8 protein-coding genes are annotated in these 13,745 nt (G+C 67.2%); 4 read left to right on the plus strand and 4 right to left on the minus strand.

Features of this window, described 5'->3' with window-relative positions; all coding sequences use genetic code 11:
* The first annotated feature begins 2 nt into the window (after window positions 1-2).
* Window positions 3-560, plus strand: coding sequence for an NADPH-dependent FMN reductase (locus CH249_RS27115; protein ID WP_032397525.1), 558 nt, complete (start codon window positions 3-5; stop codon window positions 558-560).
* Between the two features lie 7 nt (window positions 561-567).
* On the opposite strand, the gene eccE is transcribed toward CH249_RS27115, so the two are convergent.
* Window positions 568-2,262: a type VII secretion protein EccE gene (eccE, locus tag CH249_RS27120; protein ID WP_094683659.1), complete on the minus strand. Its 1,695-nt coding sequence runs from the start codon at window positions 2,260-2,262 to the stop codon at window positions 568-570.
* A 93-nt stretch (window positions 2,263-2,355) separates the two neighbouring features.
* Between eccE and eccB the strand changes: the two genes are divergently transcribed.
* Entirely contained in the window at window positions 2,356-3,849 is a 1,494-nt protein-coding gene (eccB, locus tag CH249_RS27125; RefSeq protein WP_230597029.1) for a type VII secretion protein EccB, read from the plus strand.
* Between the two features lie 7 nt (window positions 3,850-3,856).
* Here the strand turns inward: eccB and mycP are convergent, their stop codons facing one another.
* From mycP to CH249_RS27140, 3 genes are all read right to left on the minus strand, one after another.
* Complete coding sequence (gene mycP / locus CH249_RS27130; protein ID WP_094683680.1) at window positions 3,857-5,191, minus strand: type VII secretion-associated serine protease mycosin; 1,335 nt, start codon at window positions 5,189-5,191, stop codon at window positions 3,857-3,859.
* 50 nt (window positions 5,192-5,241) lie between these two features.
* Window positions 5,242-6,942 (minus strand): type VII secretion integral membrane protein EccD, encoded by a 1,701-nt coding sequence (gene eccD / locus CH249_RS27135; RefSeq protein ID WP_094683660.1) that lies wholly within the window; start codon window positions 6,940-6,942, stop codon window positions 5,242-5,244.
* Window positions 6,943-7,070: 128 nt separating this feature from the next.
* On the minus strand, window positions 7,071-8,060 hold the full coding sequence (locus CH249_RS27140; protein WP_032397521.1) for an LLM class flavin-dependent oxidoreductase: 990 nt from the start codon (window positions 8,058-8,060) through the stop codon (window positions 7,071-7,073).
* 212 nt (window positions 8,061-8,272) lie between these two features.
* Here CH249_RS27140 and eccCa point away from each other — a divergent pair, with 212 nt between their 5' ends.
* Entirely contained in the window at window positions 8,273-12,271 is a 3,999-nt protein-coding gene (gene eccCa, locus CH249_RS27145; protein WP_094683661.1) for a type VII secretion protein EccCa, read from the plus strand.
* Window positions 12,268-13,722, plus strand: a complete 1,455-nt coding sequence (locus CH249_RS27150) for a type VII secretion-associated protein (RefSeq protein WP_094683662.1) — start codon at window positions 12,268-12,270, stop codon at window positions 13,720-13,722. The genes eccCa and CH249_RS27150 overlap by 4 nt, the downstream gene beginning before the upstream one ends.
* The last annotated feature ends 23 nt before the right edge of the window (window positions 13,723-13,745 follow it).

Below are 13,745 nucleotides of genomic sequence, written 5' to 3' on the forward strand. Positions count from 1 at the left end.
CGATGAAGCCGATACAGCTCGCCGTCGTCGTCGGTAGTGTGCGCGCCGGTCGAGTGGGCCCGACCGTCGCTTCCTGGGTTCGAGGTGTTGCCGCCGAACGCGCCACCGTCGAGGTGGTCGAGGTCGACTTGGCCGATTTCGATCTGCCGAACTCGCTCGTTCCGTGCGAGGACTCCGAGCGCTTCACCAGGACCGTCGGCGGCGCCGACGCCTTCGTGTTCGTCACCCCCGAGTACAACCACGGCGTGCCCGGTGCGTTGAAGACCGCCCTGGACACGGTGAAGTACGAGTGGCGTGGCAAGCCGGTGGGATTCGTCTCGTACGGTGGGCTCGGCGGGGGAATTCGAGCCACCGAACAGCTACGCCAGATCACCGCCGAACTGCACATGGTCTCCGTCCGAGACGTCGTGTCGCTGCATCGGGTGCGCAAGCGGTTCGACGAGTCGGGACGGATCGACGACGCAGCCGCCGTCGACGGCCTCGGGCGTCTTCTCGACCAGCTCGAGTGGTGGGCGGACGCGGTGGCAGGCGCTCGTGGGCGGGCCGACTACCCCGGTTGAGAATCGGTCAAGCACGCACGGCGGGGCGCAGGCTCCGGGGCCGGCCGATGAACGCCGTCTCCTGAGGAATCGTGACAAGCGTCAACTCGACGTCGAGTGGACCGGACCGGACTCGAATTCGATCACCCGACGCATGGGGCTGGACGATCGTCAGATCCGGTTCCGGTCGCGGGGTGCTTCGCTCCTGCTCGGTGTGGCCGATCCGCGGCACGTGCTCGGACAACGAGATCACGGTGACGCCCGAAAGTTCCTGTTGCGCAAGGGGTGCCGAACCGTCGGCGAAGTCGGTGAGGATTACGTCGTACGACGGGCGGGAACGGAACGTGGTGCCGTCGACCAGTAGTCGATCGGGAGCACCGATGGCGTCGAGGAGCGCTCGCCAGGCATGGGGGCGGTCGGTGCGGACGAGGATTCTGGCGCCGGTGGCGATGGCGCGGAAGAGCAGTTGCTGAGCGAGGTAGAGCTCTCCGACGACCCGAACCCGACTCAGACCCGGTCCGAACAGCCGGACCGCGACGCCGTGTCCGCCGGCGTCGGATCCCAGCAGCTGGCCGCAGCCACTCACCGGTAGCAACAACTCGTCGACCGACGAGATATCGAGAACTCGGCTGGGAGACAACGACTTCGGTACGGGTATGGCCAACGGAAGCTGTGCGAGGATGCCGTCGCGTTGACTTGCGCTCATCGAGGTCAACGCGTGTACACGAGGCTTCGTGATCGGTGTCCGGGCGGAGAAACTGCACGACCCACGCACGCGCACCTTCCCGGTGTCGCGGGTCGGCTGCAGGTGGAACGACATCGTCGTTCCGAGTGACGGTGTTGCCCACAGGGTGGCGATGTCCTCGGCAGTGATTGCGCTGCAATCGATTCCGAACACCGTGCTCGACGCACCCGGCAGGGGTGCTGTCGACCATGTCTGGGTCAGATCGTCGATACCGACCCCTCGGCACAGGTGCAACACGGCCGACCGAAGCTCGGAACCCGTCAACAGTCGCGAGGACAGACCGTGGGCGTGCAGAGCGCGAAGGACCCGCGTGGTCGCAACGACAGCGGTACGGGCGGCTCCGGCTCTCCCTCCACCTCTGACCTCGATCGCCCGAGCATTCGCGCGCAGGTCGAGAGTCACTGCGACCCAGACGGTTCGCACCGCTACCGCAGGCAGCGGACCGACGAGTCCCTCGTAGACCTCGGTGGCGACCGAACCTGCCGAGCTGCGGCAGCCGAGTGCGACGACGTCGATCGCGCGGACCTCGATGTCGTGCTGCCGCAGACACGACGCCAAAGCATCGACGGGAAGTGCGTGCTGCGTAGCGGCGCTCGCCCTGCCGAGGACCGTGGTGGAGTGCCGGGGCGGGACGATCTCGAGGGTGCAGGTGACGGTGTCGCGCTGCCAATGGACCCCGACCGGGCCGTCTGCGGTGCCGGTGTGTTCCGTGGTGACGCCGACAGCGGGGGAACGATCGGCGAGGAGCCGCCAGATGGACCGAACCCAGTCGACGACCGATCTGCGCCGGATCGCCACGAACGGAACGAGCGCCACCGCCGCAGCGACGAGCAGCACCGCCCAGGGCCGCATCTGCGCCGCGAACAGCGGCAGACCGATCGCCACGGCCGCGGTCTCGGCCACGATCACCCGCCGAACCGTCGGTGCGACGAAAGGAACGGCGGCTCGCCTACGCCCTGCCGAATCGGTACGCCTCATCGAAACCCTCCCCCCGAAGGTCACAGAGCCATCGACGACCGCAACACGGTCGCCGAGGTGTGCGGACGAACTGTACTGTGTCGCGTGACCCGAATGGGGATCGGGTCGTCTGCACAGTCCTGGGGAGGAATCGTGGCGTCGACGCCGACAACGAAGTGGCAGGTCGGCGGTTACCGCTTCCTCGTTCGCAGGATGGAACACGCGTTGATCAGGCGCGACGCTCGAATGCTGCACGATCCGATGAGGTCGCAGACGCGAGCGCTGCTGGTGGGTGTCGTCATCGCCTGCATCGGTTTGGCGGGATGCGCTGCCCTGGCACTGTTTCGGCCACAGGACAAGATCGGCGACGCATCGATCGTGGTCGGCAAGGACTCGGGCGCGATGTTCGTGAAAGTGGACGACGTGTTCCATCCGGTGCTCAATCTCGCATCGGCTCGATTGATCGTCGGCAAGCCGGACGATCCGTCGACGGTCCAGGAATCCGAGTTGTCGTCACGACCTCGCGGCGCACTGGTGGGTATTCCCGGTGCACCGTCTGCGCTGCCGCACGACGGCGACGGCAACGCGCAGTCGTGGACCGTCTGCGACACCGTCGACCCGATCGCAGGAGTCACCTCGACGACGGTGCTGGTGGGCGATCCTCGCTACGGTGACAGCACAGCTGCGCTCGCCGAGTCCGAGGCGTTCCTCTGGACATCCAACGGCACTGCGTATCTCGTGCACGACGGCACCAGATCGCCGGTCGACCTGAACAACAGGGCGGTGGTCCGCGCACTCGGACTCGAGGACGCGACACCGTCCCCGGTCAGTACGGGTCTGCTCAACTCCGTGCCCGAATCACCACCCATCGCAGCACCGTTCGTTCCCCGAGCAGGTGAGGCTCCCGCGTTCCCGTTCGACGGGCGGACGATCGGTTCGGTCGTCAAGGTCGCCGGGCGCGACGTCCAGTACTACGTGGTACTCGAGGACGGAATCCAGGCGATCGACGAAACAGCGGCCCTGCTCATCAAATTCACCGATTCGCAGGGCAGTCCGGATATCGCAGCCGTCAATCCCGACCTGCTCGCTGACGCACCCACAACCTCGTCCGGACTGGAGGTGTCGACGTTCCCGGCGACCACTCCCGAGATAGTCGATACCGGTGAGCGTCCTGTGGGCTGCCTGACGTGGGAGCCGCTCGCAGTGGCGGACGGCGGACCGTCTGCTCGACTGGTCGAGTCCGCCGGCCGTGGGTTGCCGCTCGAGACCGGTGCACTACCGGTTGCGTTGGCTCAGGCCGATGGGGGCGGTGACGCCGTCGACCAGGTCTATCTGGCACCCGGTAGCGGCGGGTTCGTACGCAGTACCGGCATCTCGACGTCGAGTACACGCCAGGGCAGCGTCTTCTTCGTGGCCGACACCGGAGTGCGCTACGGCGTCGATGGTCCCGAGGCCGCGTCGGCGCTGGGGTTCGGACCGCCGGCACCCGCACCATGGCAGATCCTCCAATTGCTCGGCAGCGGGCCCACTCTGGGGCGCGGACAGGCATTGACGATGCACGACGGAGTCGGCCCCGACCCGCGGGCCGCCGCACTTCCGACGAAGTAGCGCCGGTTCAATCGGATCCACCGCGGCGCAGTGGCACCGACAGGGCGAGCCCGAGCGCCAGGATCACCGCCACCAGCACCGAACCGGTGACCGCTGCGGTCCGCGGGCGATTATCCGGCGCAGGCGGTGGCAACGGAGCAGTCATCGCGACACTGTCCGCAGGCACCGACAGGGGAGCAGGCGTCACCGAATCGGTCACCGCGGCAAGCGGATCGACGATGCCGTGGCCGACGAGGGGGTTCCACCCCTCGGCCGGCGCATGCGCCGTTCGTTGGATCCGGTCCACCACCTCCAGCGCCGACAACTCGGGGCGGTAGGCGCGCACCAGCGCCGCCACCGCAGCAACGAGCGGTGCGGCAAAGCTCGTTCCGGTCATGGGAACGACGCCATCGGTGCCCCGGGTGCCGTTCGCCAGTCCGCTGCCCGTCGGCGACAGTGAGGTCATATTCGAACCAGGAGCCGCGACGTCGACCCATGGACCGCCCAGACTGAACGAAGACGGTGTGCCATCCGATTCGACCGAACCGACGGTCAACACGTCGTCGAACCACGCCGGAGTCGCGATGGTCGCGAAGGAGGCCCACGGGTCCGCGGCGGGCCGAAGCGGGTCCGTCATCGGGTTCTGGGCCCGGCAGGCCGCGCTGCCGAGATTACCGGCTGCTGCAACGACGACGACGTTCTTCTCTCGGACGGCGTACTGCACGGCCGCACCGAGCGGACCGTCGGGCACACCGCCTCCGGCGGGCACGCAGGCGACCTCGGAGATGTTGATGACCGAGGCCCCCGCGTCCACCGCAGTTCGGATGGCCATGGCCATCGTGCGTACGTTGCCGTAGCCGGCGGCGTTCTCCGGCTCGCCCGCCTGCTCCTCCTCCGACCTGTTGTCGACGATCTGAAAGACATTGCTGGACTGACGAATCGACAGAATTCGTGCATCGGGTGCGCCTCCGGCGAATCCGCTGCCCGGTGCGGTCTGTGCGGCGATCAGGCCGGCGACCATCGTCCCGTGCGCATCGCAGTCGAACAACCCGTCACCTGCGCTGACGTAGTCACCGCCGGCGATCAGACCCGGTAGGCGTGGATGAGCGGTGACTCCGGTGTCGATGACGGCGACCACTTGACCTGCCCCACGGGTGATCGGCCAGACCGATGCGAAGTCGAGCGCCTCCAGCGCGGTCGGCACGTCCTGGGCGTCGATCGCCGCGGACGGAAGGGCGCAGGCATTCTTCTGTTCCGTGGGTTCGAGAGGGCCGGGAGGACTCGGCGGAGGCAGCTGGAACGGGTCGATCACCGGACGTTCGGCACCTGCCGGATACACCCCGATGACCGCGTTCGAAAACAGGGCGAGAGCAGTGAACGTCGCGATGACGATCGTTCGCTGCCGGCGCGGTGTCACAGCCCGCGGACGACGCTGTACAGACCGCACACCCACACTGCGATCGGAATGACCAGGGCGATGGCCGCGTATTCCAGCAGTTCGGCCGACCGCCGCATCACCGGCGAGTACGTGCGTGTGGGCACGAAAGCTCCGAAGATCGATGCCGTCACCGCGCCGGCCAGTGCCGCACCGAACAGGGCGAGCGCGTGTTCGGGCAACGCAACGAGCGCACCGATCGACAGCGCCAGCAGAATCGTCGTTCCCCCTGCAACCAACGGAACTGCGTGCGTCACCACCGCATAGGTGCGTCCGCGCAGAAGCAGGACGAGCGCACACAATGCCGCGAGCGCGACCCCCGGCCACCGCACGCCGCCGTCGGAATCGGCTGCTGCCGCAACCAGCACGCCCGCCACGACAGCGACAGTGAACGCCGACAGCAGGCCGGACAGACAGCTACGCGCCACAGCTGCGGAGGCCTGCAGATCCGCGAACGAGATCGCGTCGAGCTCGGCTTCCTCGACCGTGTCCAGCGGTGCTCCCGCGGTGGGAACCGGTGGAAGCGGCAACTTGGCCTGCATCATCGACACCCGGGCAGAGAGCGCAATTCCCGCCAGGCCGGTGAGAGCGACCGCGGTGCCGATCGACGGTTGGGGCACGGTGGTGAAAAGCGCGCACACCGACGCGGCGAACGTCAGAACTGCGAGCACGATCGCAGCGGTGAACAGTGCGAACCCGGTCCCGCCGATGCGAAGGGACAGCAGAGCCACAGCGCCCGCCATGGCCGAACCCAGCATCAGCTGAGCCGCACCGAACTGCCCGGGTACCAGCACAGTTCCGCCGGTGAAGATCAGCGCTACGGCACATCCGCCGAAGACGACAGCGACGGCGTACTGGTCGTACACCCGCCCCAGAATCACCCCCGCGATCGCGAAGAGAATCGACGCAGTGACGGCAGCGAATCCCTCGACGACACTGCCGACATGCTCGGCTCCCGCACGGATCGGCTCCCGCACCAGGACCGCGCATGCCACCAACACCGACAGACCGGTGACGACCGAACCCACCGTGCGCGCCGTACGCGCAGTCCACTGCCGAACATCGTCACTACCCGACCGTGCAACCGAATACATGAGGTCGTCGAACAGGGGAACCGGAGCGGGCCGCTCGGCCACACCCAGCACGAGCAACTCCCCGTCGCGCACCGACAGCTCGGCCAACGTCGCAGTCGGCGACAACGGTGGAAACCCGATCCGCGCAAGCGTCCACGCCACCGGCAACCCGTCCGACACGGGATCCCCGTCGCTCGGCACACCGCCTCCCGAACCAGGCCGCACTCCCGCTCTCCCGGGTCGTTCCGCAGGCTCCACTCCCGCTCTCCCGGGTCGTTCCGCGGGCTCCACTCCTGCTCTCCCGGGTCGTTCCGCGGGCTCCACTCCCGCTCTCCCGGGTCGTTCCGCAGGCTCCACTCCCGCCGCCGCAATCATGTCGACGATTCCCGGAACGAGAAGGGAGACAGGAACGTCGATCGGCAGCGCCATGTCCACCTGCGTGGACCTGGCCAACACCGTCACCCGACAGACGTCCTGCGCGAAGACGGACTGTGCGCCCGATGCCCGCCGACTCGCGTCCGGCGCGGTGGGCGATTGTGTCGGATCGGCAGGTGCCGTGCGCGGTGGCACAATGCCGGCCGATGGACGGCTGTCGGCGTGTGTCATGAAGATCCCCCCGGATACGTACGATTCGCGTGCCGATGCCCGCCCCAGTGGGCATCGGTGTCCAAACCTTACGACATCGCTGCGACAATCAACCGGTCGTCGGAATCCACCTGCGACGTGCGCAGCTCTCAGGCAGGAACCAGATCGCTGACCTGTGCGAGCAACTCGAACGAGCGAAGCCACGACGCGCGGTCGGACACACCGGACGCGACGATCAGCTCGTCCGCCCCTGTGCGTTCGGCGAATCGATCGAGATAGTCCTTCACCATGTCAGGAGTGCCCACCGCCGAGTACTTGGTCATGTTCGCGATCTGTTGGCCCGCAGGCGCTTCGAGGACCATGTCGGCTTCCTCGTCGGTGAAGGTTCGGCCGCGGCCGAGCAGCAGGCTGACGCGACTGCGCTTGGTGCGCAGGAACTGAGCCTGTGCCTCGGCCATCGAATCGGCCGCGATCACGTTCACACCCACGATCAGGTGCGGCTCCGACAGTTGCGCGGACGGTCGGAAGTCTCGCCGATAGATCTCGACGGCCTGCTCGAGGGCGTCGGGTGCGAAGTGCGACGCGAAAGCATAGGGCAGGCCGAGTGCGGCCGCGAGCTGCGCGCCGAACAGCGAGGACCCGAGGATGTACAGCGGTACCTCGGTACCCGCGCCGGGAGTCGCGCTCACTCCGGGAATCAGGGACTCCGCCGACAGGTAGCCCTGCAGTTCCTGGACATCCTGGGGAAAGCGATCTGCCGACGCGGGATCTCGCCGCATCGCCCGCATCGTCACCTGGTCGCTGCCGGGGGCGCGGCCGAGACCCAGATCGATCCGTCCCGGGTGCAGCGTCGCCAGAGTGCCGAACTGCTCGGCGATGGTCAGCGGCGCGTGGTTGGGAAGCATGATCCCGCCGGATCCGAGCCGGATTCGCTCGGTGTTGGCAGCGACATGCGCGATGAGCACCGACGTGGCCGACGACGCGATCGTCTTCATGTTGTGGTGCTCGGCGTACCAGATGCGTCGGTATCCCCAGTTCTCGGCATGCTGAGCGAGAGTGACGCTTGCATCGAAGCTGTCGCGGACTGTTTCGCCCTCGCCCACATGAGCGAGATCGAGGATGGACAAGGGTACGGACACGGTTGGGGCCAGCCTTTCGTTCGTCGAGCACGCGGCAGAAGAGCCACATCGATGTGCAACGGCGTCGGGCAGCGTTCTATTTCTCGACTGTCCGACGGGCGTGACGGCAGCTGTGGACCGGCCGGTCTTCGATGCGTTAGCCTGTCGTCCTGCGGCCTCGGGGGGAGGCCGCCGCGATGGGGTTCTGGGGGCGTGGCCGTGGGGGCGGATCGATGAGTACCGTGCGCTTCGTTCGCGGTGCCAGACGGGAAGTGCCTCGATCTCCCGGCGGTGAAGTCACCCTGCAGTCGCCACCCGAGATCCCGCGCGCGGTGCCGGGCAATCTGCTGATGAAGCTGATGCCGCTGGTGATGGTGGCCGCGATGGTGGGGATGGTCGCGCTGATGTTCACCTCCGGGGCAGCGGCGAACCCGATGATGTTGATGTTCCCGGCCATGATGTTGATGTCCATGGTGGGGATGTTGGCAGGCGGCGGGAAGTCGGGCGGAGCGCGTGCGGCCGAGGCGAACGAGGATCGCAAGGACTACCTCCGCTATCTGGATCAGCTCCGCCGCGACGTCGCCGAGACCGAGCGCGCACAACGCAGAGCCCTCGAATGGAGTCACCCGGCACCCGAGACGTTGTGGTCGATCGCCGGAACCGAGCGCATGTGGGAACGGCGACTGTCGGATCCGGATTTCGCGCACGTACGAGTCGGCTGTGGGGATCAGCGGCTCGCCACTCGACTGGTTCCGCCGGAGACCGGGCCGGTGGAAGAACTCGAACCCGTCTCGGCAGTGTCTCTGCGCCGCTTCGTGCGAGCTCGTTCGGTGGTGGCCGCGCTGCCGACCGCGGTGTCACTGAGAGGATTCGCGGCGCTGTCCGTATCGGGAGATCGCGACGCGGCCCGGGCGATGGTGCGCGCGATGTTGGCCTCGCTGTGCAGCTTTCACGGACCCGACCATGTCGCTGTCGCGATCGTCTGCGGGCCGGACACCGTGCAGCAATGGGAGTGGGCCAAGTGGCTCCCGCACACTCAGCACGACGCTCTGCGCGACGGTGCCGGGTCCGCTCGGATGATCTTCGGCAGCTTCCTCGAACTCGAGGGAGCGCTCGGCGACGTGCTGTCCATGCGCAATCGGTTTGCGCGCGGAGCTGTTCCCGTCGCAGGCGTCGTGCAGTTGGTGATCGTGGTGGACGGCGGGCTTCTGGACAACCGATCGACCGATCTCACCGACACGGGCCTCGATTCCGTCACGATCATCGATCTGTCCGGCCTGTGTCCCGGACTCGCCGCATCGCGTGGCCTTCGGCTGTTCGCCGAGAACGGATCCATCGGAGCGGTCAGCGGAACCACGGTCGAGGTGTTCGCCGTCGCGGATTCGATGAGCACCACCCAGGCGCACACCGTGGCTCGACGCCTGTCGCCGTATCGTGCGCCGTCGTCCTCGTCCGTCGTCGATGTCGTCGACGACGGCGGAGTCCCGATCTCGGGATGGAACAGCCTGGTCGGTATCGCCGATGTCGGTGCACTCGACACGGACCGAGCGTGGACGACGCGGCGCGGACGCGAGAGGCTGCGGGTACCGATCGGTGTCGCCCCCGACGGCAGCGCCGTCGAGATCGATCTGAAGGAATCCGCCGAGAACGGTATGGGACCTCACGGATTGTGCATCGGGGCAACGGGTTCGGGAAAATCGGAGTTCCTACGCACGCTCGTGCTGGGCTTGGTGTCGACTCACTCGCCGGACCAGCTGAACCTGGTGCTCGTCGACTTCAAAGGCGGTGCGACGTTCGCAGGCCTGGAGTCGGCACCGCACGTGGCCGCGGTCATCACCAACCTGTCCGAGGACCTGGCGTTGGTGGATCGAATGCGCGATGCGCTGGCCGGTGAGATGAACCGTCGGCAGGAATCGCTGCGTTCGGCCGGCAACTTCGCGAACGTCTCCGACTACGATAGGGCACGAGCCGCGGGAGCGGATCTGGCACCGATGCCCGCCTTGTTCGTGGTGGTCGACGAATTCTCGGAATTGCTCAGCCAGCAACCGGAATTCGCCGAGTTGTTCGTCGCGATCGGTCGGCTCGGACGTTCTCTGCACATGCATCTGCTGCTCGCCAGTCAGCGCCTCGAAGAAGGAAAGTTACGCGGTCTCGACAGTCACCTGTCCTACCGAATAGGCCTGAAGACGTTCTCCGCGAACGAGTCTCGATCGGTGCTCGGAGTTCCCGACGCCTATCATCTGCCTGCACAACCGGGTGCGGGCTACCTCAAGTGCGATTCGGCCGAGATCGTCAGGTTTGCCGCGGCGTACGTCTCCGGCCCGTACTCGCCGCCGCGTTCCGGTCCTGGCGTTCGGCCCTCGCTCGGAGGCGACATCGGGCCGAAACCCTTCACCGCCTACGCCGTACCGCTCGACTCGGTCGATCTCGGCCGCATCGAGGCTGCCACTGCGCCCGAGGCAGAACCGGATCCGGTCGACTCCCGGAGCACCGGCCCGACGGTGCTGGATGTGGTCGTCGGACGAATTCGGGGTCGCGGAACGCCGGCCCACGAGGTGTGGTTGCCGCCGCTGGACACCGCACCGACGTTGAACCGGTTGCTGCCCGACTCGGTTCTGACCGAGCGCATCGGTCCGCTCGCCGCCCTGCGTGCCCCGATCGGCATCATCGACCGGCCTTTCGATCAGCGCCGTGATCTGCTGACCGTCGATCTGTCCGGTGCTGCGGGCCACGTCGCCATCGTCGGTGCCCCGCAATCGGGTAAGTCGACGGCGCTTCGGTCGTTGATCCTGGCGCTCGCGATGACGCATTCGCCGGCGCAGGTCCAGTTCTACTGCCTGGATTTCGGCGGCGGAACGCTGGCCGGGCTGGCCGATCTGCCGCACGTCGGATCGGTGGCCAACCGGCTCGATGTCGACCGGGTTCGGCGGACCGTGGCCGAGGTCGCCGGCGTCGTTCGGCAGCGAGAGAAGACCTTCCGTGATCGCGGGATCGACTCGATGGCGGAGTTCCGACGGCGTCGTGCAGCGCACCCCGTCGACCCCGAGGATCGGTTCGGTGACGTCTTTCTCGTCATCGACGGCTGGCCGTCCATCAGGTCCGATTTCGAGAGTCTCGAACAGCAGATCGCAACCTTGACGACGCAGGGCCTCGCCTTCGGTCTGCATCTGATCCTCACCGCCTCTCGGTGGGCGGAAGTTCGGCCCGCGACCAAGGACCTGATCGGTACTCGACTGGAACTGCGGCTGGGAGATCCGTCGGATTCGGACATGGGCCGAGCCAAGGCCGCGAGCGTTCCCGAGGGGCGTCCGGGCCGGGGTATGACCAGGGACGGACTGCATCTGCTGATCGCACTTCCACGAGTGGACGACGTCTGTTCCGTCGACGGACTCTCTCGCGCGGTCGGTGAGTCGGTCGCCGCGATCTCGGCTGCATCTGCGGGAACCCCGGCACCGCCGGTGCGCATGCTGCCCGAGCTGCTCGAACGATCCGCGATCGTCGATCGGCTCGGTGATACGTGGCCACGAATCCGCGGCGGTATCCCCGAGCTCGGAGTTCCCATCGGCATCGACGAAGCCGAGTTGGCACCGGTCGTGGTCGATTTCGCGGAGAATCCACACTTCGTCGTGTTCGGCGACAGCGAGTGCGGCAAGACCTCTCTGTTGCGCGGAATCTGTCGATCGCTCGTCGAGGCCAACTCGTCCGACACCGTCAAACTCGTCGTCGCGGACTACCGCCGAACTCTTCTCGGCGCAGTCGATTCCGAGCATCTGGCCGGGTACGCGGCCTCCCAGGCGACGCTGACGGCCATGCTCGTCGACCTCGCGGGCCGCATGGCCGACCGCATGCCGGGGGCGGACGTGACCCAGCAGCAGCTTCGCGAGCGGTCGTGGTGGAACGGCCCCGAGGTGTTCGTCGTCGTCGACGATTACGATCTGGTCGCCACGTCGTCGAGAAATCCGTTGGCCCCGTTGGTGGAACACCTTCCCCATGCACGAGACATCGGGCTGCATCTCATCGTGGCGCGTCGTTCCGGCGGGGCAGGCCGGGCGCTGTTCGACCCGGTGATCGGACGGTTGCGCGATCTGGTCACGCCGGGACTGGTCATGAGCGGAAGCCGCGACGAAGGGAATCTGCTCGGGACGGTACGTCCCAGTGCCATGCCGCCCGGACGTGGGGTGTTCGTCGACCGCTCGGGCCAGGCACTCGTTCAGCTCGGACTTTCGAGTTGACGAGCCCCTCGTGGCGTTATGCCGCAGTGCATCTGGGCTACACGCAGATCTCCGTCGTCGCCACGGCCGGAGCCTTCGAGGGTCCGAGAGAGAGCGTCGGATCGGCGTTCGCCACGGCCGAGGGTGGTCGTCTTGTGTTCGGCCGGGGCACGGAGGGAGACGAGATTTCGCCCCTGCTCTGTATCGACGATGCGTCGGTCCCGGTGGGGAGCTCGGTGTGGGACCGGGAGGCGGTACTGCACGGAATCGTGTGGTCGGCCCTGAACGGTGCCGGGGTGCACGACCGACTCGATGTGCTCGAGATCGCGTATCCGTCGACCTGGGGCGAGCAACGGACGAGCATCCTTCGTGCACTGTTTGCGACCTCGGCGAACGAGGTGGTGCTCGTGGAGACGGCCGAGGCGGCCCTGTCGTGGTCGGGTGAACGCGCTCCGTCCGCCGCGGTCGTCGTCGAAGTCGGGCCTCTCGACACGTCCGTCGTCGTTCTCGACGAATCGGGGGCGCACGGCGGAGACACCGGCGCGATCCTGCCCTTCGGTACGGGTGACGACGACGGTTGGCGACGAGCGGTCGGGGAGTACGTCCGGTCGTCGGTCACGAACTGCCCCGACGAGGTGTACGTGGTGGCGGCGCCCCGCGCCGGAGAGGATCCCGTCGTCGATCACCCCACTCGATGGTTGACCGGACTCGATGTCGCCCGGTCGCTGTATCGGCGAGCCGGGGCGGATCTCGTCCCCGCGCCATCGGTCCGTGCTGCGACGACACGATCGGCGGCATGGCTCGACGACGTGGCCGCCCCGCCGCGGCCGCGGGACAAGCGGCGTCCCCAGCTGCTCGCGGCCGTGAGTGCGGCAGCAGCGGTCATCGTATTCGTCTGCGCAGCTGTGTATTTCACCGGACGTCCTCCCGTTGCTTCCGATAGCGTTGCAGCGCAACCGTTGTCGCCTACCGAGGCCCCGAGTGCTGTGTCGTCCCTCGTCGAACCGCTACCGACCACGACGACCGACCCGCCGACGCCGGTCGAGACGGTGACGTTCGTGTCCGGGCGGGTGTCGATGCGGTTGCCGGACACCTGGACGAAGGTGGACGAAGCGGACCGCATGGTGCTGATTCCGCCGACCCCACCCGAGCGTCGGATCGTCGTCACCGTGGCAGAGCTGTCACCGGGTTCGACGCAGCAGCAGGTCGCCGACGAGCTTCGATCGGCCATCGATGCCCGTGGGCCGGATTCCACCATCGGATCCCTCGAATCCACCCGCGATTTCGGCGGCCGCGTCGGGATCGCCTACACCGAGAGGCCGATCGACGACTCGACGGTGCTGTGGCGCGTGTTCGTCGAGTCCGACCTTCAGGTCAGCATCGGCTGCCAGTTCGAGGGAGACGACGCGACGGTGATCGACGCCGAATGCGGTCAGGCAACGCAGACGTTGGACATCGTTGCGCCGTCGTGAGAGCGGCCCACAGTTTTTCGTGC

It is taken from the genome of Rhodococcus sp. 05-2255-3B1, assembly GCF_002258545.1.
Lineage (GTDB): Bacteria > Actinomycetota > Actinomycetes > Mycobacteriales > Mycobacteriaceae > Rhodococcoides.

Bases quoted from the DNA above. Each gene is read 5' to 3' on its own strand.
- CH249_RS27115 (WP_032397525.1), top strand. From the start codon at position 3: ATGAAGCCGATACAGCTCGCCGTCGTCGTCGGTAGTGTGCGCGCCGGT.
- eccE (WP_094683659.1), bottom strand. From the start codon at position 2,262: ATGAGGCGTACCGATTCGGCAGGGCGTAGGCGAGCCGCCGTTCCTTTC.
- eccB (WP_230597029.1), top strand. From the start codon at position 2,356: ATGGGGATCGGGTCGTCTGCACAGTCCTGGGGAGGAATCGTGGCGTCG.
- eccD (WP_094683660.1), bottom strand. From the start codon at position 6,942: ATGACACACGCCGACAGCCGTCCATCGGCCGGCATTGTGCCACCGCGC.
- eccCa (WP_094683661.1), top strand. From the start codon at position 8,273: ATGAGTACCGTGCGCTTCGTTCGCGGTGCCAGACGGGAAGTGCCTCGA.